The 23,346-nt window shown below is 67.5% G+C and carries 13 protein-coding genes and 1 other RNA gene; 8 read left to right on the top strand and 6 right to left on the bottom strand.

Features of this window, described 5'->3' with window-relative positions; all coding sequences use genetic code 11:
• The first annotated feature begins 401 nt into the window (after positions 1-401).
• Positions 402-3,215 carry a TonB-dependent receptor plug domain-containing protein gene (locus tag ABQZ09_RS08135; RefSeq protein WP_349776619.1) on the top strand — a complete coding sequence of 938 codons (2,814 nt, stop codon included), beginning with the start codon at positions 402-404 and terminating at the stop codon, positions 3,213-3,215.
• 87 nt (positions 3,216-3,302) lie between these two features.
• On the opposite strand, the gene yjjJ is transcribed toward ABQZ09_RS08135, so the two are convergent.
• The gene (gene yjjJ, locus ABQZ09_RS08130) at positions 3,303-4,688 is read right to left on the bottom strand and encodes a type II toxin-antitoxin system HipA family toxin YjjJ (RefSeq protein WP_349776716.1); all 1,386 of its coding nucleotides are present in this window, start codon (positions 4,686-4,688) and stop codon (positions 3,303-3,305) included.
• A 766-nt stretch (positions 4,689-5,454) separates the two neighbouring features.
• Between yjjJ and ABQZ09_RS08125 the strand changes: the two genes are divergently transcribed.
• Positions 5,455-6,528: a 3-deoxy-7-phosphoheptulonate synthase gene (locus ABQZ09_RS08125; protein WP_039405138.1), complete on the top strand. Its 1,074-nt coding sequence runs from the start codon at positions 5,455-5,457 to the stop codon at positions 6,526-6,528.
• Positions 6,529-7,033: 505 nt separating this feature from the next.
• Here ABQZ09_RS08125 and scpC read toward each other — a convergent pair.
• The gene (gene scpC / locus ABQZ09_RS08120; protein WP_349776618.1) at positions 7,034-8,548 is read right to left on the bottom strand and encodes a succinyl-CoA:acetate CoA-transferase ScpC; all 1,515 of its coding nucleotides are present in this window, start codon (positions 8,546-8,548) and stop codon (positions 7,034-7,036) included.
• Positions 8,549-8,832: 284 nt separating this feature from the next.
• Here scpC and ABQZ09_RS08115 point away from each other — a divergent pair, with 284 nt between their 5' ends.
• Complete coding sequence (locus ABQZ09_RS08115) at positions 8,833-11,022, top strand: translocation/assembly module TamB domain-containing protein (RefSeq protein ID WP_349776617.1); 2,190 nt, start codon at positions 8,833-8,835, stop codon at positions 11,020-11,022.
• A gap of 389 nt (positions 11,023-11,411) precedes the next feature.
• On the top strand, positions 11,412-13,892 hold the full coding sequence (locus ABQZ09_RS08110; protein WP_349776616.1) for a hypothetical protein: 2,481 nt from the start codon (positions 11,412-11,414) through the stop codon (positions 13,890-13,892).
• Between the two features lie 286 nt (positions 13,893-14,178).
• Here the strand turns inward: ABQZ09_RS08110 and ABQZ09_RS08105 are convergent, their stop codons facing one another.
• Together ABQZ09_RS08105 and ABQZ09_RS08100 are read right to left on the bottom strand one after the other, a co-directional pair.
• Entirely contained in the window at positions 14,179-15,099 is a 921-nt protein-coding gene (locus tag ABQZ09_RS08105; RefSeq protein WP_349776615.1) for an SMP-30/gluconolactonase/LRE family protein, read from the bottom strand.
• The gene (locus ABQZ09_RS08100) at positions 15,099-15,617 is read right to left on the bottom strand and encodes a cupin domain-containing protein (protein ID WP_349776614.1); all 519 of its coding nucleotides are present in this window, start codon (positions 15,615-15,617) and stop codon (positions 15,099-15,101) included. The genes ABQZ09_RS08105 and ABQZ09_RS08100 overlap by 1 nt, the downstream gene beginning before the upstream one ends.
• A gap of 343 nt (positions 15,618-15,960) precedes the next feature.
• On the opposite strand from ABQZ09_RS08100, the gene glnE reads away from it, so the two are divergent.
• On the top strand, positions 15,961-18,786 hold the full coding sequence (gene glnE / locus ABQZ09_RS08095; RefSeq protein ID WP_349776613.1) for a bifunctional [glutamate--ammonia ligase]-adenylyl-L-tyrosine phosphorylase/[glutamate--ammonia-ligase] adenylyltransferase: 2,826 nt from the start codon (positions 15,961-15,963) through the stop codon (positions 18,784-18,786).
• 195 nt (positions 18,787-18,981) lie between these two features.
• On the opposite strand, the gene ABQZ09_RS08090 is transcribed toward glnE, so the two are convergent.
• Both ABQZ09_RS08090 and ABQZ09_RS08085 read right to left on the bottom strand, forming a co-directional pair.
• The gene (locus tag ABQZ09_RS08090) at positions 18,982-19,539 is read right to left on the bottom strand and encodes a VUT family protein (protein ID WP_184553183.1); all 558 of its coding nucleotides are present in this window, start codon (positions 19,537-19,539) and stop codon (positions 18,982-18,984) included.
• A gap of 297 nt (positions 19,540-19,836) precedes the next feature.
• Positions 19,837-20,784, bottom strand: coding sequence for a mitochondrial fission ELM1 family protein (locus tag ABQZ09_RS08085; RefSeq protein ID WP_349776612.1), 948 nt, complete (start codon positions 20,782-20,784; stop codon positions 19,837-19,839).
• Between the two features lie 132 nt (positions 20,785-20,916).
• Between ABQZ09_RS08085 and ABQZ09_RS08080 the strand changes: the two genes are divergently transcribed.
• The 3 genes from ABQZ09_RS08080 to ABQZ09_RS08070 all read left to right on the top strand — a co-directional run bounded on the left by ABQZ09_RS08080 (position 20,917) and on the right by ABQZ09_RS08070 (position 22,709).
• Positions 20,917-21,507 carry a malonic semialdehyde reductase gene (locus ABQZ09_RS08080; protein WP_349776611.1) on the top strand — a complete coding sequence of 197 codons (591 nt, stop codon included), beginning with the start codon at positions 20,917-20,919 and terminating at the stop codon, positions 21,505-21,507.
• Between the two features lie 339 nt (positions 21,508-21,846).
• The gene (locus ABQZ09_RS08075) at positions 21,847-22,572 is read left to right on the top strand and encodes a YceI family protein (RefSeq protein ID WP_081419468.1); all 726 of its coding nucleotides are present in this window, start codon (positions 21,847-21,849) and stop codon (positions 22,570-22,572) included.
• Between the two features lie 61 nt (positions 22,573-22,633).
• A non-coding RNA gene (locus tag ABQZ09_RS08070) (sX9 sRNA) lies at positions 22,634-22,709 on the top strand.
• The last annotated feature ends 637 nt before the right edge of the window (positions 22,710-23,346 follow it).

Genomic DNA, 23,346 nt, shown 5'->3' with positions numbered 1-23,346 from the left:
CGTACCTGGGCGCGAACGGCTTCACCGATAACGCCCCAGTCGCGCCCGGGTGCGCTCCCACGCAAGGTCGATGCGGCCCGCGCAGCCAGCTCGCGGCCCCAACCGTGTTCACCATCGCAAAAGCCCGCAGATTGCGACGCCAATCACACTTGCATGGCAACCTGTTGACACCGATGTCATCGCAGTTCTAGCGTCGTTGGGCAGGCGTTTGCGCCGAGCGGTCGGGGGGCCATCGGACAAGGGGCAGCGGTGCATGCATCGCTGGCGGACGTCGTTGCAGTGCACTGCCACGCCGGCCACGTCCGGCTTCTCCCGGGGATCTTATGAACTGCCGCAGTCATCGTCTTGCCTTGTCGATTTCCGTGTCCTTAGCGCTGACGGCTGCCGTCGCGCCACCGCTCATGGCCCAGCAAACCGAGCCGGATACACCGCGCGCCACCTCCACCCTGGATGCGGTCAGCGTCACCGGTTCGCGCATCAAGCGCGCGCAGGTCGAGGGCGCCCAGCCGGTGGTCACCATCTCGGCGCAGCAGATCCAGCAGGAAGGGTTTGCCACTGTCTACGACGTGCTCAACAGCATGAATCAGCAAGGCTCGGTGGAAGCCGATACGCAGTGGGGTTCGCACACGCCCAATGCTTCGCCGATCAATCTGCGCGACCTCGGCCCGGGCCGCACCCTGCTGCTGGTCAATGGCCACCGCGTGGCCGATTACCCGCTGCCGTACGGCGGCGAAAGCAACTTTTCCAACTACAGCAATATTCCCTCCGCAGCGGTGGAGCGCATCGACATCCTCACCGGTGGCGCATCGGCCATTTACGGCTCCGACGCGGTGGCCGGCGTGATCAACGTAATCCTCAAGCGCGACTACCAGGGCGACCAGGTGCGCCTGCGCGGCGGCACCGCCACCGAAGGGGGGCGCGACAGTTTCGACGTGTCCTGGGCAGGCGGGCGCACCGGCGAGAACTGGAGCCTGACCTACGCGCTGCAGGCCACCCGGCGCGATCCGCTGAACGGGCGCGATCGCCCGCAGATGGACGACTCCGACGACATGTCCTATTCCAACTGGACCGGCCAGAACCGCCGCTACGGCTTCAACCCGTTCACCGGCCTGAGCCTGGTCGATGCCAATACCAATGAACGCCTGGCGCCACCTGCCGGCACCTGCGCGCGCTTCGGCGGCGAGTTCATCGACGGGCAACGGTTGAGCTACGACCAGAACACCGGGGTCGTCACCAATGCGGGCGATTACTGCGGCGTGGCGCGCGACTACGGCGACTGGGGGCTGGTGACCGGCAGCGAGGATTATTCGGCCTATCTCTACGGCACCTGGAAGTTCGGCGAGGCCACCGAGGCCTGGGCCACGCTCTCGGCCAACCGCAGCATCGGCCGCTGGACCTACGACCCGCCGTACGCCTATCTGGGCCCGTTTCAGGATGCGGCCACCGGTCGCTCATTGAACCTGATCCGTCAGCTCACCCGCCGCGAAGCCGGCGGCTGGGACCGGCTGGCCAACTACAACAAAGAGCAGTCCTGGGATCTGAGCGCCGGTTTGCGCGGCGTGTGGGCCGACCGCTTCGATTGGGAGCTGAGCGTAGGCCGCTCGCGCTACACGGTGGACGAATACGTACGCACCGTGGATACCGCACGTGCCACTGACTATTTCCTCGGCAGCCCCACCGGCACCGCTGCCGATGGCACGCCGATCTATGCGATCAACGAAGCGCGGCTGTACTCGCCGCTGTCGTCGAACCAGTACGACGACCTGGTGGCCAAGTCGCACAACTCGGCGTATTCGTGGGTCAATCAAGCCAGTTTCAGCTTGAGCGGCGATGTGGTGCAGGGCTGGGCCGGGCCGATCCGCTTTGCCACCGTGGCCGAAGTCGCCAAGCAGGGCTATCAACTTTCACCGGACCCATGCGCCAACGAGTGCTACCCGGTGGACGTGGTGGACAGCGGCGGCGGCGAACGCATGCGTAGCTCGGCCGGGCTGGAATTTCAGATTCCATTACTTTCCACATTGAGCGCGAATGTGGCCGGCCGCTACGACCGCTACGGCAACTACCGCTCGTCTGCCGCGATTCCGACCGATGTCGGTACGCAAAGCGACACCACCTGGAGCGCGGGCCTGGAATGGCGGCCGGTGGAGAGCCTGCTGGTGCGCAGCACCGTGGCCACCAGCTTCCGCGCACCGGACATGCACTACGTGCTGGGCGAACCCAGTTCCACCAATCAAACGGTGATCGATCAGTACCGCTGCATTTCCTCCGGCGCCTACCTCACCGGCGGCTGCAACGACGAGAACAACAACATCTTCTACACCGTGGATGTGAACCGTCGCGGCACCCCGGATCTGCGCTCGGAAACCGGCCGCTCGTTCACCGGTGGCGTGGTGTGGGACATCGCACAAGGGCTGTCGTTGAGCGTGGATTACTACCGCATCCAGCTGGAGGAAATGATCAAGGACCTGGATCGCGACGAGATCCTGTCGGCCGAAGCCGGTTGCCGCACCGGCACCACCATCAGCGGTGGCGCCTGGAATAATCCGGGCGGCGCGGGCTATTGCGACACCATCACCTCGCGGGTGACGCGCAATGCCGACGGCACCCTGGCCAGCATCGAGCGCGGCCCGATCAACCTGGCGCAGATGGAGACCTCCGGCATCGATGCCGCGTTGAAATACCGCCTGGCCACTGCAGGCTGGGGCAACTTCCAGTTGTCGCTGGACTACAACAACCTGATTGCCTACCGCGAGCAGATCTACCGCACCGACAGCAACGAGAACCGCCGCGACGAGCGCGTGCGCAGCCGTGTGCGCGGCAGCGTGCATTGGGACAACGGCGGCGCCTGGGACTGGACGGTGTACTTCCGCCGCCTCGGCTCGATGCGCGCCGTGAACTGGGGCACCTGCGCCCGTTTCGACGACGGCTATCAACCCAGCGCTTCCGACGAGTGCCTGGTGACCGATACCGCCAACGTGCATCTGGGCGAAACCAGCAAACGCTACTTCGGCCGCGTGGGCCCGGCGATCTACTGGAACCTGAGCACCGGCTACAAGATCACCGACCATGCCAAGGTCAATTTCTACGTCAACAATGTGTTCAACGAAGTGGGCTACGAAAACAAGGAGCGCTTCTACGGCTACGGCTTCTACAACACCACCTTGTTCAACCCCATCGGCCGCGAAGTGGCGGCGGAGTACGTGTTTACGTTTTGAGTGAGGTTTGCCGCGTGGCACGCCACGGCCTCGTCGCCGTGGCGTGCAGCGGTGCGTTGCGGTGGCACGCTTGGCGCAAACGCGTCATCAGGCAAGACGCGCCGCGGTGCGGCGCAGGCTCGCCAAGGCGCGCGTGGCGATGCCATGCATCTGATCGCTCAAGGCGTCGTCGTCGATGCAGCGCTGCCAGAACTGTTCGGCCATCTCTGCGGCGCGCCGCCACTGCGCAAACTGCCCGACCGTGGGCGCCGGAATCTCGATGTCCCTGGGCACGATTTCGCCACTGGATGCCGGCCGCAGCACCATCGGCAACATGTCGTACACCGGCGCAAGCCGCAACGGCAGCGTGTCGGCAAGGATCAGCGCGGCGTTGCCCAGATGCATGTCGGTGTTGCCGATGAGCGCGCCGAACCAGCTGATCACCTCCAGGTGCTCGGCATCTTCCGGACTCAGCCAACCATCGCGCTTGAGCATCGGCGCGAGCGCGCGCCAGGTGCCGAGCTCCGACTGCCTATAGAACGCGGCGTAGATCGCCATCAACGAAACAAAACCGCGTCGGCCCAACGTCGGTGTGCGATCGAAGCGTGTGGATTCGAGAAAGACGCGCTCGCCTGCCTGCAGCCGCTGCGTCGTTGCCGCAGCAATGCCACCGGCAAGCAGCACCTGGCTGGCCAGGTGCTCCATCTGCAGAAGGTCCGCCCAGCGCCGCCCGGCCGGCTGATCGATGCGGTCGGAAAACTTCACGATGACCGGGCGGTACACGCCATTTTCGCGCAGCACCGCAGTGAACTTCGGCTGCTCGCCTGCAGCGGACGAGCCGACGTCTTCACCACGCAGTGCGGCATCGGCCTGCTTAAGATAGGCCTGCGGGCGCGCGTGGATGTCGATGTCATCAGGCTGGTCGATCGACGACAGTGCGCGCGCCAGCGCCTGCTCGCCCACGAGCAGGTCGCCGAGCTGGTCGTGACCATCGGACAGCAGTGCGATGAGCGCGTCACTGGGCGACCACAGCGTGAGATTTTCGGGCAGCCGCAATGGCCCGGAGATGCGATGTGCCAGGTTGCGCCCAAGAAATCCCTGCGGGCGTTGGTCATCCAGAAACCAGGGCAGCGACGCGAACTCGCCCAGATGCAGCGGCGGATGCAGGAGCACGGGGTTGTCCTGCAGCAGCTCCACGAAGAAGTGGTCGCGATGGAGCGCATGCAGCTGGCCCAACGCCACCACGCGGGCATGGCTGTCGATGCGGTAGAGCGGCCAGGCGCGCTGACCGCGCACCTCGCCCGCGGCGATGTAACTGGTGGCGCGTGCGCTGCCGTAGCGCCGCACCGCCGTTCCTGCAGCGGCAACGAGACGCGAAAGGGTTGCCTTGCTCACGCCCAACCGCGCCGCGAGTTCGGCGCCGCGCAGCGGGCCGTCGATGCGCAGCGTGGTGACCAGGCGTTCTACGGCATCGGGCTGTGGCATGCGGGTCAGCGATGAAACGATTTATGAAACGATACATTAGGACGGATGGCGCTGCAAATAACTGACTTATATTGATAATTTGAAATTTAAGGGGAAGATGGTGCATTACAAATGAAACGATACGTTCGGTGCTCCTGAGCTGGCCTCGGGGGCCGGACCGCAACGCCTGCACGGCGCTGGAAAGCGCCAGAAACGCCAGGTGAGTCACGCGCATGCAGCGGCGAAAACGGCGAGACCGGTGTGCGTCTCCGCTTGCCGCAGGGAGCTGATCTGGAACGTCGCGGGGGGCTGCCGTGCGTCGGCGCAGCCTGACTTCATCGCGTCCGGTTTGAGCAGGTGCACCTCCATCCCGGCGCAACGATTGCATTGCGCCGGGCACGCAGCACACCAGCGCATGACACGGCTGCTCCGCGGAAGGTACGACCGCCGCACCCTCGATTGGTTTGCGCCACGCGGCCCTGACCAGCACGTTGGCGCCATGCGTCCGCCCCTCTGTTGCGCCAGCTGTCGATTGCGTCGGCGCGCCCGTCCGTTGCCGATGAAACAGTGGCAACGCGCAAAAGTGCGTGGTATCAATGCATCCCATGAACGCACCCCGCAGCCCGTTTTATTTTTGGTACTACGGTTTTCCGATGCCGCTGGCGGAGGAAGGAGTGCGCTCACCCTGAAGGACACTTCAGCAGCATTCCCGAAAAGCCGCCAGCGCACACTGGCGGCTTTTTTGTTGCCGCAACGCCTGGCTCCCTGATGCAACACCGCCCAACGAGACACTGTTATGCCGCCTGTGACCGATGACCTGCGTATCCGCAAGATCGAAGCCCTTGCACCGCCTTCGCAGCTGCTGTCGCTGCTGCCATGCGACGAGCGCGCCTCCGACACCGTGACCAACTCGCGTGCCGCGCTGCACGAGATCCTGCACGGGCGCGACGACCGCCTGGCGGTGGTGATCGGGCCATGCTCGATCCACGACCCGGTGGCGGCCATGGAGTACGCGCAGCGCCTGCGCCCGTTACGCGACCAGTTCGGCGATGCGCTGGAAATCGTGATGCGGGTGTACTTCGAGAAGCCACGCACCACCATCGGCTGGAAAGGGCTGATCAACGACCCGGAGATGGACGGCAGCTTCCAGATCAACAAGGGGTTACGGGTGGCGCGCGGATTGCTGCGCGATATCAACAACCTCGGCCTGCCGGCGGGTGTGGAATTTCTGGACATCATTTCGCCGCAATACATCGCCGACCTGGTGGCCTGGGGCGCGATCGGCGCACGCACCACCGAAAGCCAGGTGCATCGCGAAATGGCCTCTGGGCTCTCGTGCCCGGTGGGCTTCAAGAACGGCACCGGCGGCGACGTCAAGATTGCGGTGGACGCCGTGGGCGCGGCCTCGCATCCGCATCATTTCCTGGCGGTGACCAAGGACGGCCACACCGCGGTGGCGGCAACGGCCGGTAATCCGGACTGCCATGTGATCCTGCGTGGCGGCAAGGTGCCCAACTTCGATGCGGCAAGCGTGGATGCGGCCAGCCAGGTGCTCAACAAGTCGGGGTTGCCGGCGCGGCTGATGATCGATGCCAGCCACGCCAACAGCGGCAAGAATCCGGACAACCAGCCTAAGGTGGTTGACGACATCGCGCTGCAGCTGGAAGGTGGCGAGACGCGCATCGTCGGGGTGATGGTGGAGAGCCACCTGGTTGGCGGCCGCCAGGAGCTGGTCCCCGGCTGCGCACTGACCTACGGCCAGAGCATCACCGACGGCTGCCTGGGCTGGGACGCATCGGTGCAGGTGCTCGAACGCCTGGCAACGGCAGTGCGCGCACGCCGCGCAAGGCGGATTGCCGAGGCTGCGTGAGCCGGGTGCTGGCGAACGGGCCGATGCTGATGGAGTGCGCTGCCGCCCAACGACGTGGCGGGGTTACCCATCCAATCCCGTGCGACCAGACCCACAAAAAAAACGCCGGGCCGGCGCAGGAAGCCGGCCCGGCGTGGTGAACAACACCACCCACTGGTGACCCGTCGCTGCGGCAGCCAGGTGCCAGAGCACCGTTCTGCACCGCCAGCGAGCGGGTGCAGCTGTTATCGCCCACGCGCGTGGCCTGCGAATGTCGCTGCGTAGCGCAGGCAGACATGAAGTGTCGAAAGCGCTGACCGGCCGCAACGACACCACCGCAGGCAATGACGTCCAGGCAGGCGTTAGACCGCCGCCCGCATTCGTCGCGCGGGCCGCGGCCGTGGCGCTTTTCGCTGCCCAGACCAACGACCGCAGCGCACGTCGAGGCGGCCGCATCGATCTCCGTGGCGAACAGGCTCTGGCCCCGCGGCACTGCGCGTTACCTCGTCTATCGACGTGCAACCTCTCAGCCCAGCATGTCGCCGCTGTCCAGCCAGCGCTGGTGCCACGCCAATGCCTCGGGCAACAGGTGCGGGGTGTGCTTGCCGTAGCTGTCCCGGTTGGCGCGTGCCACATAGTCTTCCAATGCATCGCGATAGCGCGGGTGAACGCAGTGATCGAGCAGCTGGCGCGCGCGTTGCTTGGGGGTCAGGCCGCGCAGGTCGGCCAGGCCCTGCTCGGTGACGATCACCGAGACATCGTGTTCGGTGTGATCGACATGGCTGACCATCGGCACGATCGACGAGATGCTGCCGGCCTTGGCGATGCTGGGGCTCAGGAAGATCGACAGAAATCCATTGCGCGCAAAATCGCCCGAACCGCCAATGCCGTTCATGATGCGGCTGCCCATCACGTGGGTGGAATTGACGTTGCCGTACAGGTCGGCCTCGATCATGCCGTTCATGCCGATGCAGCCGAGCCGGCGCACCAGCTCCGGATGATTGGAAATCTCCTGCGTGCGCATGATGATGCGCTGCCGGTAGAAATCGATATTGCGCTTGAACTCTTCGTTGCCTTCCGGGCTGAGCGCAAAGCCGGTGCAGGAGGCATACCGCAGCACGCCATCGCGCAGCAGCGCGAGCATGCCGTCCTGGATCACTTCGGTGAATGCTTCCAGATCGCGGAAGCCGCTGCGTGCAAGCCCCGCCAGCACCGCGTTGGGGATATTGCCCACGCCCGACTGCAGCGGCAGCAGGTTGGCCGGCAGCCGGCCCTTGCGCACTTCATGGCGCAAAAACGCGATCAGGTGCTCGGCAATGCGTTCGCTGTTGTCGTCGGCCGCGGCAAACGGGCTGTTGCGGTCAGGCCCATGCGTGCGCACCACCGCCACGATCTTGGCCGGGTCGCAGCGCAGGCTCGGCTCGCCGATGCGGTCGTCGCCATGCAGCAGCGGGATCGGTTTGCGCTGCGGCGGCAGGGCGGTGCCGTAGTAGATGTCGTGCATGCCGTCCAGGCCGGCCGGCTGCCAATCGTTGACCTCGACGATGACCTTGCTGGCCAGGTCCAGCCAGGTCTTGTTGTTGCCGATCGAGGTGGACGGCACCAGGCTGCCATCGGCGCGGATGCCCGACACTTCCACCACCGCGGTATCGATCTGCCCGTAAAAACCGAACCACACGTGCTGGGCCACGTGGCTGAGATGGATGTCGATGTAATCCAGCGTGCCGGCGTTGATGCGCTGGCGAGCGTCCGGGTCGGACTGGAACGGCATGCGCATGGCGATGCCATCGGCCTTGGCCAACGCACCGTCGAGCTCGGGCGCGGTGGAGGCGCCGGTCATCAACTTGATCTGGAACGGTTGGCCCTGCAGGTGCGCCGCCTCGATGCGCTGCGCCAGCGCCATCGGCACGGCCTTGGGATAGCCGGAGCCGGTGAAACCGCTCATGGCCACGGTTTCGCCAGGCTGGATCAGCGCGGCGGCCGCGTCGGCAGACACCAGTCGGTCGCGCAGCGGCGCGTACAGGATGCGTTCGTCGGACATAGGGCAGGCACGGCGGCAACAGGGGGAGCGCGATTATCGCCGCTGCAGGCAGCGGCCGGGGTGCGACCTTGGTGCAATGGCCAAGCGCACGGCGCAGTCCCCGTGATCGCTTCAGGAGGGGGGAGCGCCGGCGAGCGCGACCGCTGTCGGCGCCTGGCGCCGCTCGCTGTGGAGCATCCATCCGCTGCGCCGCTCACCCTGCCGGCACGCGTCGCGTCCAGTGTTCACGCTTCGCCGCCGGCCCAACCGCGATAGTGGCGACAGATTCCTGCCTGCCTGCGCCCATGCCCTCTGTTCGCGATCGCTTCCAGCGCTGGCCCCGGCCGTGGCGTGTTGCAGTGTGCGTGTTGCTGGTGCTTTACGCGCTGTATCTGCTGGCCGGTAACGTGTTTCTCAACACGCCGTTGTTCGATGCCACCACCAACCGGCAGCCGCACAAGTTCACCATGCAGACCGGCCCGGCGCTGACGCTGTTTCCGGGCCAGGTGATGGCCTGGAACGTGCGCATGCGCGGGCAGGCCAATCGCACCGTGTACGTCTTCCACGCCGACCGCGCACATGCGCGCGTGGCGCTGCTGGCGCTGTTCCGGCGCGAGGTGCGCCTGCCGTGGCTGCACGCCACCGGCCTGAGCGCCGAGGTGGAGACCGCCGACACGCCCATCCCGCCGCCGCCGCGCGGCGATACCGGCTGGACGCTGCGCTTCGATGCGATCACCAGCAACAGCATCCGCAGTGCGCGCCTGGGTAAGCTACTGATCGCCGGCAACGGCCACGGCACGGTCGGCTTCCTGAAGCAACTCAAGGGCGGGCCGTCGGAGCTGTTTCCGTCCGAGGCGGGCTTCCGCGATGCGGTGGTCAGCTACGACGGTGTGCAGGTGTTCAACGGTGCCGAGGTAGACGCGCAGTTCCAGTTTCCGCGCCACTACCGCGACCAGGCGCCGGGCCTGCGCAAGCTCGGGATCACCCACGCACGCCTGCAGTTGAAGGCCGCGACGGTGGCGCTGAAGATCGATACCGGTGCGCCGCACGTGGATATCCGCAGCGGGCCGTCTGCTGCGCGCGTGGAGGCCGACATCACCCTGGACCGCGGTGCCCTGCAGCCGGGCAGCCACGCAGTGTGGCGGCTGCCGTTGCTGGCCGGCGTCGGTGCCACCGACCGCGGCATGCTGGCATTGCAGCTGGATGTGGCGCGCGACATCCGCGTGCAGGCACGGCTGCCGCGCGACGACACGACCGGTAGCGAACTGCAGGCCGATCTACGGATCGCCGGGCGCAGCATTCCGTTCGAGCAACCCGCGCAGGTGTTGCCGCGTCTGTCGGGGCAGGTGCGCGGGCGCTGGAAGTTCGAATCCTTGAACTGGATCGCCGAGCTGTTCGTGCGCAAGCCGTGGTTTCAGCTGCAAGGCGGTGGTCTGGTCGAAGCGGATCTGCGTCTTGCGCAGGGCCGGCTGACCAGTGGCAGCACCCTGGACATCCCGCGTGTCGAGGCCGTGGCACAGGTGTTCGATACGCGCCTGGCAGGCATCGCCAAGGCGCACGGGCGCATCGACGATGCCGCCACGCCGCAGGCGCATCTGGACGTCAGCATTCCCACGTTCAAGGCGGCGCCGCGCGACGCGCCGAAACAGATCTTGCTGGATGGCCGCGATCTGCAGCTGGCGATGCATGGCGATGCCGAACTGGCCCGCTTGAGTGAGACGCTCAAGGCGCAGCTGCGTTTCAGCGATGCGCGTGTGCCCGACCTGACCGTCTACAACCGCTATCTGCCCGGCAACAACGTGCGCCTGCTCGGTGGCAGCGGCAGCCTGACCGGCGATGTGGCGCTCAATGCATCTGGCGACGTTGGCAACGGGCATGCGAATCTGCGGGGGCAGGGCGCGCATCTGGCAGTGGCTGGCGTGCAGATGCGTGGCGATGCGCAGTTGCAGGCAAGGCTGCAACGCGCCGATTTCAAGAACAAGTTCTTCGACCTCAGCGGTACGCGGGTACGTCTGCGCAATATGCGCGTGGGCGACGACGGTGGCGATGCCAACTGGTGGGGCGAACTGCAGGTCGGTGCCGGCACCATCCAGGCCGAGGCACCGTTCCAGGTGGACGCCGATGCGGCCATTCGCATGCGCGATATCGCGCCGTTGCTCTCGGTGTTCGCGCAGCGCGCGGACTACCCGCGCTGGGTGCTGGGCTTGCTGGATTCCGGCGAACTGGATGCCACCGGGCGCGTGCGCTGGCGCAAGCAGCAACTGACGGTGGACGACCTTCATGCGGAAAACGCGCGTCTGTCCTTGCGGGCACGGCTGGCGCTGGAGGATGACCAGCGCCGCGGCGATCTGTATCTGCGCTGGGGCGTGCTGGGTGCCGGCATCGAGCTCGATGGCAAGCAGCGGCAATGGCATCTGGCCGGCGCACGCGAGTGGTACGACAAGCAGCCGGGCTTGTTGCCACCGGTGTCCAAGCGCACGTCAGGCACGCGCTGACAGGCGCGGTGAGCGCTGTCGGGTAAGCCACGCCGCAGCGATGCAGAAGGGTGCGCGGATGCATGGTGTTGGGTCGCGGGATTGGCGCCCGGCACGCTGCACACGCTGGTCGGCCGACGATGGATCCGGACGTTCTGCGCGCCGTTGCAAGGCGTGCCCGCTGACAGTCGTACCTGCTGGTACATCCAGCACATCGAGCATCGGGCACACCCAGTACACCCAGCACACCCAGCACACCCAGCACACCCAGCACACCCAGCACACCCAGCACACCCAGCACACCCAGCACACCCAGCACATAAGGCGCACGAGGCGGTTGCGCGCCGTGCTCACGGCCGGCTTGGCACACTGCGCGGCGCCGCGTGCGCGGCCTTCAGGAGCCTGCCGTCATGACGATGCCCGTCCGCGCCCGTTGGCGCGCAGCGCCCGCCGTACTGCGTTGGCCGATCCTGGTGGTCATCGCGTTGTATGCCAGCTACCTGGTGCTCGGCAATCTGCTGCTCAACACGCCGCTCGGTCCGGCAGCGCTCAATCGCACGCCGGAAAAGTTCGCGATGCATTGGGGGCCCGCAGTCACCTGGTGGCCTGGGCGGCTCGTGCTCTGGGACGTGGCGCTGCACGGCCAGTCCACGCGCAACCGCTGGGATGTCAGCGCCCGCCGCATGAGCGGGCAGGTCCGGCTGCTGCCGCTGCTGAGACGGCAATTGCTGGTACCACACCTGCAGGTGCAAGGTGTGCGCGCCGGCCTGCAGGCGACGACGGCCGTTCCGGATGCAGCCAGTGCCACGCGGCCGGCCGCGCCGTCGCAGGCGCAGGCAGGCAGGGCGCAAGGCCCCAGATCAGGCCCGGCCGTGGCGGGCACCGCTGACCCTGGCGCCCTGGCCGCAGCAGCAACAACAACCGCAACAACCACTTCGTCGCACGCGACTGCGGGCCCGTCGCACGCTGCAGTGCCATCAGCAAGCGCGACGCCGGTCGCGACATCGGCATCGGCCAAGGTGCCAGCAGCAACTGCATCAGCACCACCAACACCCACCACCTCAGCCAGCAGTTCGCCAGCCGTCAGCCAAGGGGCCAGGCCTGCCTGGACCCTGCAATTCGACCGCATCGAGGCGCAGCAGGTGCACGCGCTGTCGCTGCGGCAATGGCAGATCGAGGGCGATGGCCAGTTGCAGCTTGGCCTGTTCAAGCAATTGCGCGGCGGGCCGCTGGAAGTGTTTCCGTCGCACGCTGCCTTCGACAAGGCGCAGGTGCGCTGGGCCGAGACCGAAGTGCTGCGCAATGGTCAGCTGCGGCTCGAAGCCAGCGTTGCGCGGCATGCAGCCGATCAGGCGCGCGGGCTTGCGCTGTTGCAACTGACAGACGCATTGGTGGTCGTGCATGGCGACACTGCGGCGCTGGAGGTCACGCGCACGGCACAGGGCCGCCACACGGTTGCCACGCGCCCCGGCAAGGGACGTGCCGATGGCGAACTACGCTGGACACGCGGCGCATTGCAGCCGGGTAGCCAGCTGCATTGGCGGGCGCCATTGCATGACAGCACGCGCACTCCGGCAGCAGTGCTGGGCGAGCTGGCTGCGCAGCTGCAGGTGGACGACAACATGCGTCTGAGCATCCGGATGCCCGAGCCGGCCGATGCCGGGCTCACGCTGGATGCGGACCTGCGTGTGCAGGGCCGCCAATTGTCCTTGCAATCCATGCGTAGCCTGCTGCCGCGCACCTCCGGGCATGCGCGGCTGCATTGGCAGCTGGCCTCGCTCAGCTGGATCCCTGCGCTGTTTCCCGATGTGGACTGGCTCACGCTGGAAGGCGATGGCCTGGTGGATGCGGATTTGCGCATCGCGCGTGGCCAGCTCGGTGCCGGTAGCCGCCTGCAGGTGCCGCATGTGCGCGCGCATGTCGGGGTGATGGGGCATGCGATCGACGGGCAAGCCAGTGCCGATCTGCGTGTGGATGCCGATGCAAACGGTCAACTGCTGCCTGCACTCGCGTTGCAGATGCAGCAGTTTTCAATCGCTCATGGCGAGTCACCAACGCGTCCGTTCGTGCAGGGGCGCGATCTGCGTCTGGACCTGCAGACGCGCGCCGACGCCCGCAACCTGACCACCCTGCGCGATGCCACGCGCGCGCACCTGACCTTCGCCAATGCGCGCGTGCCGGACCTGCGTGCCTATAACCGCTATTTGCCGCGGCAGCAATTGCGTTTCGACGGTGGCAACGGCGTGCTCAGCGGCGATCTGCAGATCGAGCCGGGTGGCCGCATCGGCAAGGGCGGCCTGCGCATCGGCGCGCGTGCGGCGCGCCTGCAGTTTGCCGGGCTGGCGCTGCGTGGCGATGTGGATGCCGATCTGCGCCTGCAACGCGGCGATCTGCGTGCGGAGCAATTCAGTCTCGATGCCAGCACCATCCAATTGCGCAATGTCGGCTTCACCGGCCCCGATGGACAACGGCGCGATGGCTGGTGGGCGCGCATCGCGTTGGAGAACACGCGCATGCAATGGCGGCAGCCGATCGGCGTGGATGGACGCGTGCGCATCCAGGTGCGCGATCTGGCGTTTCTAATGGCGCTGTACGCACGCGATCGCTCGATCCCGAACTGGATGTTGCGCCTGGTGGATGCAGGGCAGGCACAAGTGACTGCCCGTGCGCAGTGGCAAGGCGAGACCGTGGTGATCGATCGCTTGCAGGCACGCAACGATCGCTTCCAGGTGGATGCGCGTTTGCGCCTGCAGGGCAACCAGCGCAGCGGCAGCCTGCTCGCGCGCTGGGGTGTGTTGAGTGCGGCAGTGGGGCTGCGCAACGACACGCCGGAATGGCATCTGCTGCACGCCCCGCAGTGGTATCAGGCCCAGCCCGATCTGCTGCGGTGACCGCCGCGGCGCCATCACCGCGTGAAGGAATTCCTGCTAGTTCTGTACTGTCTGGTGTTGTTTTGCAGTGCAGCGTGCAAGTCGGATTCGGGGCGCGCACTATGATCCTGCATCCCGACGTGGGGGAGGGAGCAAAGCCCGCTGGCAGTTCGCTGCAAGCGGGCTTTTTTATTGCCTGAACGTTGCCGGGTCAAGCGCTGACCCGCGGGTGGCCAACCCGGCAAGCCCTCGCGACGCCACAAGGGGCTGCGGCCCGCGCGCAGTGCAATCGCCAGACTCGCATGGCTTACTGGGGCAGCTCCAGTAACCACAGCGCGCTGCCGCCGGTAATGAATAGCCGCCGCTGTTCCAGATCGAACGTGCAATTGGAGGCCGTTGCCGGCGTCGGCACCAGGCCGAGCCATTGCCCATCGCGGTTGAAGATGCACACGCCGGCGCCGGAGCTGCTCCATAGCCAACCGTGGCGGTCCACGTAGAAGCCGTCCGCCAGGCCGTCTGGCACCACCGCAAACCGACGCTGGTTGTGCAGTGCGCCATCGTGCCAGTCGAAGGCGGTGATCTCCGGCTCGCCCTGGCCGCCTTCGGGGGTCTGAGAGACATACAGCACGCGTTCGTCGGGCGAGAACGCCAGCCCGTTGGGGTGGTCCAGCGTGGTCATGCATTGCAATGCGCCGCCATCGGGCGGCAGCCGGTAGACGCCGTGATGGTCCAGTTCCTGCGGGGCCGGGCAGCCCTGGCTGGGCTTGAGCAGGCCGAAGGGTGGGTCGGTGAACCAGATCGCGCCATCGCGCGCCACGATCAGATCGTTCGGCGAATTGAGCCGCTTGCCTTCGAAGCGGCTCACCAGCACGTGCGCCTGGCCGTCGCCGTCGCTGCGGGTGATGGCGCGGCGCCCGTGTTCGCAATGCACCAGCCGTTGCTGCGTATCTACGGCATTGCCGTTGGTGAACGCGGTCGCATCCAGCAGCACATCCACCGCGCCGTCCTCGCGCCAGCCCAGCACGCGGCGGCCGACCACATCGCTCCATACCAGGGTGCGCTGGGCCTGCCACCAGGCCGGCCCCTCGCTCCACGTGGCCTGGTCGTAGAGGGTCTGCAGCCGCGAGTCACCCAGCCGCGCAGCTAGGGCTGCGTGCTGTGTGGTGGGTGGCGGGCAATCGGCTGGCTGGGCAGGGCCGGGTGCGCGAACGCGGCAGTAGCTATCCATCAACGTGGCGCCGGATGACCGAACGGATGCGCAGTGGCGGCCCCAGGCGATTGCGCAAATTGCACCAGCATCTGCAGGCAAGGCTCATCGCCCAGTTGGCCGGAGCGGTGGCCCCGCTGATCGGTGGTGCCCTGATCCTGGCCGAAGTGGATGTCGCCAGGCCCCATTTCCACGCGTGTGCCGTCGTCGGTTTCGATAAACCAGCGGCCGCGCAGCGGGATCACCCATTGCGGGTGCGGGCTCTCGTGCCAGTCGCCCACCCAGCCCACCGGCAGCACCGCAAACTGGATGCCGAGCACCTCGCCCGGGAACGGCCGCAGCCATTGTGGCGCCGCCCCGCCACCCACGCTCTTGCTGCCGAAGCCGGGCAACTGCGAGGGATTGAGGCGGCTGTTGCCGTCAGCGCCGGTCCAAAGATGCAGGAAGGGCAGGGTAGGCGGCAGTGCAGGATCGTTGCCGTCGGTGTCGAGCGGGATCTGCGAGGGCAGCAATGCGGCGGGCAGCAAGGTGGGGGACATTGGCAATGCCTCATGCGAAAACCGCAGTGCAGCATGGCCCTTGTCAGGGTTCCGTAAGGGAGATGTTCAAGGCCGCAAACGTCGTCACATGCGGGGCCTTGCGGGTGCCGCATCAATGTTCGGTGCGGCAGGTGGCGGCTGCGACATTGCTGATGCCTTGCCTGGCAAGGCGCATGCGCGGGACGCGTTGTGTGGTCTCGGGTCGCGCATGGAGTGAGGTGCTCACGTCCAGGTGCCCACGTGTGCTCGTCTGCCGTGGCAGCACTGCTGCGCAGTGCAACGACGCAGACGCATGCGGTGGCATCGACATGCCGGCATCGCACAGGAATGCCAGAATCCGTGCATGTCATCGCCTCCCACATCCCCATCTGCCGCACTCGCCGCCTTGATCGAGCGGGCTGTCGCACGTGTCCGTCATGCACTGCCTGCCGATCAGCCGTGGCCTGGTGGCGATGTCGATCGACACCTGGAGCAGGTCGCGCTCGCCAGCGAGTTTGCGCTGGAGACGCTGGCGCGCCAGCCGGCGCTGCTGCAGTACCTGACTCAGGCCGATCCGCCGCCGCTGCCGGTGCCGGTGCTCGACCCGGCGCAGCCGCAGGCCTGGCCTGCGCAGTTGCGGCGCTACCGCGCGGCAGAATCCACGCGCCTGGTGTGGCGCGATGTGCTGGGCCTGGACAGCGTGGATGCCACGCTGGCCGGCGCGACCCGGCTGGCCGAAAACTGCCTGCAATGCGGCCTGCGGGCGTTGCAGCAGCAATTCGACGCCCGCCATGGCCAGGTCATTGCCGAGGACGGCAGCGTGCAGCGGCTGGTGGTGTTCGGGCTGGGCAAGCTGGGCGGTGGCGAGCTGAATTTTTCCTCGGACGTGGACCTGGTCTACGCCTATCCGCAGGGCGGCCAATCCGATGGCGCGCGCCCATTGGCGGCAGAAGAATACTTCGCGCGGTTGGGGCAGCAGCTGGCCAAGTTGCTCGACGAAACCACGGCCGATGGTTTCAGCCATCGGGTGGATCTGCGCCTGCGTCCGTTCGGCACTGCCGGCCGCGTGGCGTTGTCGTTCACCGGCATGGACCAGTATTTCCAGCGCGAAGGCCGCGATTGGGAACGCTACGCCTGGCTCAAGGCGCGCGCGGTGGCCGGCGATATCGCCGCCGGCGAAGCCTGGCTGGAAACGCTGCGGCCGTTCGTCTACCGGCGCTATCTGGATTTCACCGCGCTGGATGGCCTGCGCGAGATGAAGGCGGCAATCACCGCCGAGGTGGCACGGCACGACCGGCTGGACGACATCAAGCGCGGGCCCGGTGGCATCCGCGAGATCGAGTTCCTCGCCCAATCGCTGCAGCTGATCCGCGCCGGCCGCGAGCCGGCCCTGCGCGAGCGGCGCTTGTTGCCCGCGCTGCAGGCGCTGGTCGCCGCCGGCCAGATCGAAGCCGACAACGGCGCCGCGCTCACCGCGGCCTACCGCTTCTTGCGCCGGCTGGAAAACCGCCTGCAAATGCTGCGCGATGCACAGACCCACGCCTTGCCGCAGGCGGAGATGGATCGCGAACGCATCGCGCTGGGCCTGGGGTATGCCGACTGGCCCGCCCTGCTGGACGCGCTGGCCCCGCACCGCCGGCGTGTGGCCGCCGAATTTGCCGAGTTGCTGGCGCCACGCGTGCGGGCCACCGCGCCGGACGCGCTGGCCGACTACTGGCGCGCGCTGCCCGATGGCGATGCAACGCCGCTGCTGGGCATTGGCCTGCACGACCCAGATACCGCGCATCAGGTGCTGGGCGATTTTGCGCAGTCGGCCGGTGTGCACGCGCTGTCGGACACGGCGCGCGCGCGGCTGGATCGCGTGGTGCCGGCACTGCTGCACGCCGCCACGCGGGCCAGCCAATCCGATGCCGCCGTGCGCCGCATGCTGGGCCTGTTGCAGGCCACCTTGCGCCGCACCAGCTATCTGGCCTTGCTGGACGAGCAGCCCAGCGCGCTGGCCCGCCTGGTCGATGTGCTCTCGCGCAGCGCCTTGCTGGCCGAGCGGCTGGCGGCGCACCCGTTGTTGCTGGACGAGTTGCTGGATACGCGCATCGGCGGCCCGTTGCCGGATCGCGCGGCGCTGCAGGCTGCCTGCGTGGAGACCTTGCAGATCGCAGACACCGAGGCGGCCTTGCGCGAGCTCAACGAGCGCCGGCTTGCGCTGAGTTTCCGGATCGCCCTGGCCACGCTCGACGGCCGCCAGCACGCGGTGCAGAGCACCCGGCAACTGGCCTGGCTGGCCGAGGCCGTGGTGCAGGTGGTGCTGCAGCTGGCACGCACCGAGCTGCTTGCCGCGCACGGACAGGTGCCGGGTGGCCTGTTCGCCATCATCGGCTACGGCAGCCTGGGCGGGCTGGAGCTGGGGTTCGGTTCGGATCTGGATCTGGTGTTTCTCTACGACCACCCGCGCACGGTGGACAGCTCCGACGGCAAGCGGCCACTGGATGCGGCGCGCTGGTTCGCCCGTCTGGCGCAGAAGGTGATGGCCTTGCTCGGCGCCGAAACCGGTGCCGGCCGCCTCTACGACATCGATGTGCGGCTGCGCCCGGACGGTGGCCAGGGCGCGCTGGTGTCGTCGCTGGCCAGCTACCGCGAGTACCAGCGCGAGCGCGCCTGGACCTGGGAGCATCAGGCGCTGGTGCGTGCCCGCGCGGTTGCCGGCGATGCCGCGCTGTGCGAGGCCTTTGCGCAGGTGCGCCACGACACGCTGACCCGCACACGCGACCCCGCGCTGCTGCACGACGACGTGCGCAAGATGCGCACGCGCATGCGCGCCGAACTCGATCGCAGCGATGCCGGCCGTCTGGATCTCAAGCAAGGTGCCGGCGGCCTGGTGGACCTGGAATTCGTGCTGCAGGCCGGCGTGCTGGGGCAGGCCGCGCAGCATGGGCCGTTGCTGGCATGTTGCGATACGCCTGGCGTGATCGATGCGCTGGTGCAGGCGCAGTGGTTGCCCGTCGAGATGGCGCAGCCGCTGCATGAGGCGCATGCCGCGCTGGTGGAGGCCGGGCTGGCGTGCACACTGGACCGGCGTCCACGGTTGATCGCACCGACACCTGCCATCCAGCAGGCGCGCAGCGTCATCTTCAACGCAGCGCGTGCACAGGGGCTGGCATTTCCGGCCGGCAAGGACGCGGCCACGCTCTAGCGGGGCGGCGGGTGCCGGCTGTCCGCAGCCGCCGGTCGTGCATGCCAGGCCGATGCCGCCGGTGCGCGCAGGCGAGGCAACGGCGCAGGTCAGGCTGTGCACTCGGCGCGTCCGGTTGCGCATCGGTCTGCGGGAGGCGGGCAGGGGCGGTGGGTGGTTGCCCGACGCGTCTTGGTAGCGACAGCGCACCGCGCTTCAGACAGGGCGGCGTGGTGCGCTCCGCCACAGCAACGCGCGAAACGGCCCGAGCAGAAACACGCCCATGCCCAGCTTCACCGCCAGATCGCCGGCCGCCCAGCTCACCCACGGCAGCGCCGCACCGGCGAAGGCGATGCTCCAGAAGATCGCCGTATCCAGCGTGGCGCTGCAGGTGGTGGCCACGATCGGCGCACGCCACCAGCTGCCATTGCGCAGGCGGTCGAACACGGTGATGTCGAGCAGCTGGGCGGCGATGAAGGCGGTGCACGAGGCCGCCGCAATGCGCGGCGTCGCCAGCCACACCGACAGCACCACCGCCAGTGCAAAGCCGCACCACGCCACCGTGCGTGCCGCACGCGGTCCGAAGCGACGGTTGATCAGGTTGCTGACCAGAAACGCCAATGGATACGAAAACGCACCCCAGGTCAGCCAATCGTTGATCGGGTACTGCACCAGGACGTTGGACAACAGCACCACCGCCCCCATTGCCAGCACCGCCCAGGTCAAGGCACGGGCGGTGAGCGGAGCAAACAGCGGGGCGGGGGCAGCGGACATGACGGCAGGGCAGAGGCGTTACGCGGATTATCCGCGGGTCGGTGGCAGTGGGCCAGTACACAAGGCCGCAGCAACTCACCGGCGCGCGCCGTGGCGAGGGCGTGTTCCCCGTGCCATCGCTGCCCGATGGCGCCGCGAAGCAGCCGACACGACCACGGTGGCACGTGCACGCAACCCGGACGCGATCGCCAACGTGCATGTAGCAGATGGCCGCCGTGCATCGGCATGCTCATCAGTGCGCCGTTGCGCGGTGGTGGCGTGCACATCGCGTGTCGTGTGCCACCGTCGGGCGCATGGTCATGCCGACAGGCGCGCGCGCACCTGCAGGGCGATGCGCTCGGTTTCGCGCACTGGAGTGATATCGACAGCGGGCGCGAGCACTTCATCGGCTGCCTGCAAGCGCTGGCGTTGCCGCAAGGTCTGCAGGTAGCTGCCTACGCGCCCGCTCGCGCGCTCGCCGAACGCGGCGGCCACCGGCACGCGTGTGGCGCAGGCTTCGGAGAGCAGGTTGACCGAGTCGGCAGTGGCGATCAGCGCATCGGCCCAGCCCAGCAGGCCGGCATACGGATTGGGCCCGTCGCGCGCGTCGCACCACAGCAGGTGCGGCAGGCCGGCGCAGGCCGCACGCAGCGGAGCGATGGCCGCGGGCGGGGTACGCCGGGAAACGGTGACCAGCAGGCTGCCGCCGGCCGCATGCAGCTGGTCGCGCAGCGCCGCGCACAGTGCCGCCAGGTCCTGCATGGTCCAGGGCACCTGGTCGGTCGGGCCGCCGATCAGCAGCGCCAGGCGCAGGCCGGGCAGGGCGCCCAGCTCCGGGAAGGTGGCCCGCCCGGCGGCCAGCCAGGCATCGTCCACCGGGTGCAGGCTGCCCAGCAGGGTCAGCACGTTGGCGCCGCGCAACCCATCGTGCTCGGGCACGATCAGCAGGTCCCAGTGGCGCGGGTCCAGGCGCGGGTCCAGGATCTGCACGCTGCGGCTGCCGCGTGCACGCAGCAACCGCGTGGCCAGCGCGGCCTGACGCCCGCAGCCGATCGCCAGGGCCGGTGGGTGCAGCAACTGCTGCGCAAATGCAGCGCCGAAGGCGGCCCGTGCTCCGGGTAACCGGCGCGGCGCCGCCCAGCGCCAGGGCGCCTGTGCGTGCAGATGCATCGGCTGGAAGGCGCCAGGCTGCAGTGCCCGCGCCAGCGCTTCGGCCTGGCGCGCGTTGCCGGCGCGGCCGTCGCTCAGCGCCCAGGTCAGCCTCATCGTTTCAGATCCGACATAGATTTGTTTCAGATTGAACGCGTGTGACGGCAATCGCACCACTCTACACTGCGGGTCTTCACACTGACGCCGATGCCGCCCGGCCTGGCGCCTTTCCCCTCTTCTGGAGTGCTCATGTCCGACTCGCTCAACGCCGCCGCACTGGACCAGCTGTTCCGTACCGCCCGCACGCAAAACGCGTTTGCCGACACGCCGGTCAGCCAGGACGTTCTGCGCGAGCTCTATGAGCTGGTGAAGTGGGGCCCGACTGCCGCCAACAGCTCGCCGGCGCGGTTCGTGTTCGTGACCAGCGCCGAAGGCAAGGCCAAGCTCAAGCCGGCCCTGTCCGAGGGCAACGCGGCCAAGACCCTGGCCGCACCGGTGACGGTGATCGTGGCGCACGATGAGGATTTCCACGAGAAGCTGCCGTACCTGTTTCCGCATGCCGATGCCAAGAGCTGGTTCGACGGCCCGCGTGAGGGCCGCGCCGAGTCCGCACTCCGCAACAGCTCGCTGCAGGGTGCGTATCTGATCCTGGCCGCGCGCGCGCTGGGGCTGGATGCCGGCCCGATGTCCGGCTTCGACAATGCCAAGGTCGATGCGGCGTTCTTTGCCGGCACGCCGATCAAGTCCAATTTCCTGGTCAATCTCGGCTACGGCGATCCGGCCGGGCTGTTCCCGCGGTCGCCGCGCCTGAGCTTCGACGAAGCCGCGCGCTTCGAGTGAGCGTGGCAGCGCAGTGCGGCCTGTGATGCAACATCGGCGCTGCATGCGGGCTGCCGGTGATCGCACGCACGGGGTGTGTGCTTTTGAAGCGTGAGTGCTGCGTTGTTTTGCCTGCGTGTGGAATGTTGTGATCAGCACGTGCGCTCGTGTCCGCATGAGCGCAGTCGGTGGCCGCAGGCGGTCAGGTCGTGCGGTCAACTCGCCATCGAGCCTGCCGCGCATCCGCGCTGATCACTGCATGCAAGAAGTGTGTTTTGCCCGGTTTCCTGCAGTCCTCGTCTGTCTGCGTTTCGCCCCATCCGCGTTGACCCAACGCGTCTCTCATCACATGGAGTTCCAATGAAGATCACCCACAAGCTGTTGCTGCCGCTCGCCCTCACCGTGGCCATCGCCGCCTGCTCCAAGCCGGCCGACAACACCGCCGCACCGGCGGCCGACGCCCCGGCCGCGACCACTGCACCGGCGGATGCCGCTGCTGCCCCGGCCGCTGACGCGGCCGCTTCGACCGCCCCGGCCGTGCAGGTTGCCTCCGGCACCTACACCCTGGACCCGAGCCACACCGACGTGATTGCGCAATGGAGCCACTTCGGCTTCTCCAACCCGAGCGCGCATTTCGGCAATGTCGACGGCACCCTGGTGTACGACGCAGCCGACGTGACCAAGTCCACCGTGCAGGTCACCCTGCCGCTGTCGGGCTTGAACAGCTTTACCGCCAAGTTCGACGAGCACCTGAAGAGCGGTGACTTCTTCGACGCGGCCAAGTTCCCGACCGCCACCTTCAAGAGCACCAAGGTCGAAGCGGCCGGCACCAACAAGCTGACCGTTACTGGCGATCTGACCATCAAGGACCAGACCAAGCCGGTCGTGCTGGACGTCACCCTCAACGGTGCCGGCGAGCACCCGATGAAGAAGGTGCCGGCAGCCGGTTTCGATGCCACCACCACCATCAAGCGCAGCGACTTCGGCGTGGGCCAGTACGCCCCGAACGTCAGCGACGAAGTAAAGATCCGCATCACCACCGAAGCGCTGCAGGCCAAGGCCGGCGACGCCGCTACCGCGAAGTAAGAGCAGCTAGCAAAACTACTGCGCGGCCGCCAGGCGGGCGCGGTCGGTGCTCGGAATCCTCATGTACCACTCGTACATTGCGGTTCCTCCGCGCCGCCCGCACCCACCTGACGACCGCTCGCTACGTGTTGTTAGCCGCTCCAAGCCCGCGCAGATCGCGGCATCGGTGCGCGCAGCCGCCCGATGCCGCAATCCAAAAGCCCGCCAATCGGCGGGCTTTTGCTTGTGCATGCAAACGCGTTGCCACTCCGGACGCTCGCTTGCGTAGGAGCGGACCTGGCCGCGACCGCGTTGCCGACATCCTCTCCGACAACGCGCGACCATCTCGGGCAAGCCCCGTCGCGCCCGGGTGCGCTCCTACGCGAGGATGCTGCACCCCATCCGTGGCAAGCGAGCACGCCAGCCCTATGTAGGAGCGGACCTGGCCGCGACCGCGTTACCGACACACTCTCCGACAAGGTGCGGCAATTTCGAGCAAGCCCCGTCGCGCCCGGGTGCGCTCCTACGCGAGGATGCTGCACCCCATCCGCGACAGCGAGCACGCCAGCCTACGTAGGAGCGGACCTGGCCGCGACTGCGTTACCGACACCTTCTCCGACAACGCGCGACCATCTCGGGCAAGCCCGTCGCGCCCAGGTGCGCTCCTATGCGAGGATGCTGCACCCCATCCGTGGCAAGCGAGCACGCCAGCCTACGTAGGAGCGGACCTGGCCGCGACCGCGTTACCGACACACTCTCCGACAAGGTGCGGCAATTTCGAGCAAGCCCCGTCGC

This window comes from Xanthomonas sp. WHRI 6106 (genome assembly GCF_040202405.1).
GTDB classification, from domain to species: Bacteria; Pseudomonadota; Gammaproteobacteria; order Xanthomonadales; family Xanthomonadaceae; genus Xanthomonas; species Xanthomonas cannabis.
This window is presented reverse-complemented; position numbering and strand designations above follow the sequence as displayed.

Excerpts from the sequence above, each read along its gene's own strand:
- ABQZ09_RS08110 (WP_349776616.1), top strand. The coding sequence starts at position 11,412 with ATGACGATGCCCGTCCGCGCCCGTTGGCGCGCAGCGCCCGCCGTACTG.
- ABQZ09_RS08080 (WP_349776611.1), top strand. The coding sequence starts at position 20,917 with ATGTCCGACTCGCTCAACGCCGCCGCACTGGACCAGCTGTTCCGTACC.
- scpC (WP_349776618.1), bottom strand. The coding sequence starts at position 8,548 with ATGTCCGACGAACGCATCCTGTACGCGCCGCTGCGCGACCGACTGGTG.
- ABQZ09_RS08085 (WP_349776612.1), bottom strand. The coding sequence starts at position 20,784 with ATGAGGCTGACCTGGGCGCTGAGCGACGGCCGCGCCGGCAACGCGCGC.
- ABQZ09_RS08100 (WP_349776614.1), bottom strand. The coding sequence starts at position 15,617 with ATGTCCCCCACCTTGCTGCCCGCCGCATTGCTGCCCTCGCAGATCCCG.
- ABQZ09_RS08125 (WP_039405138.1), top strand. The coding sequence starts at position 5,455 with ATGCCGCCTGTGACCGATGACCTGCGTATCCGCAAGATCGAAGCCCTT.
- ABQZ09_RS08135 (WP_349776619.1), top strand. The coding sequence starts at position 402 with ATGGCCCAGCAAACCGAGCCGGATACACCGCGCGCCACCTCCACCCTG.
- ABQZ09_RS08090 (WP_184553183.1), bottom strand. The coding sequence starts at position 19,539 with ATGTCCGCTGCCCCCGCCCCGCTGTTTGCTCCGCTCACCGCCCGTGCC.
- glnE (WP_349776613.1), top strand. The coding sequence starts at position 15,961 with ATGTCATCGCCTCCCACATCCCCATCTGCCGCACTCGCCGCCTTGATC.
- ABQZ09_RS08115 (WP_349776617.1), top strand. The coding sequence starts at position 8,833 with ATGCCCTCTGTTCGCGATCGCTTCCAGCGCTGGCCCCGGCCGTGGCGT.
- ABQZ09_RS08075 (WP_081419468.1), top strand. The coding sequence starts at position 21,847 with ATGAAGATCACCCACAAGCTGTTGCTGCCGCTCGCCCTCACCGTGGCC.
- ABQZ09_RS08105 (WP_349776615.1), bottom strand. The coding sequence starts at position 15,099 with ATGGATAGCTACTGCCGCGTTCGCGCACCCGGCCCTGCCCAGCCAGCC.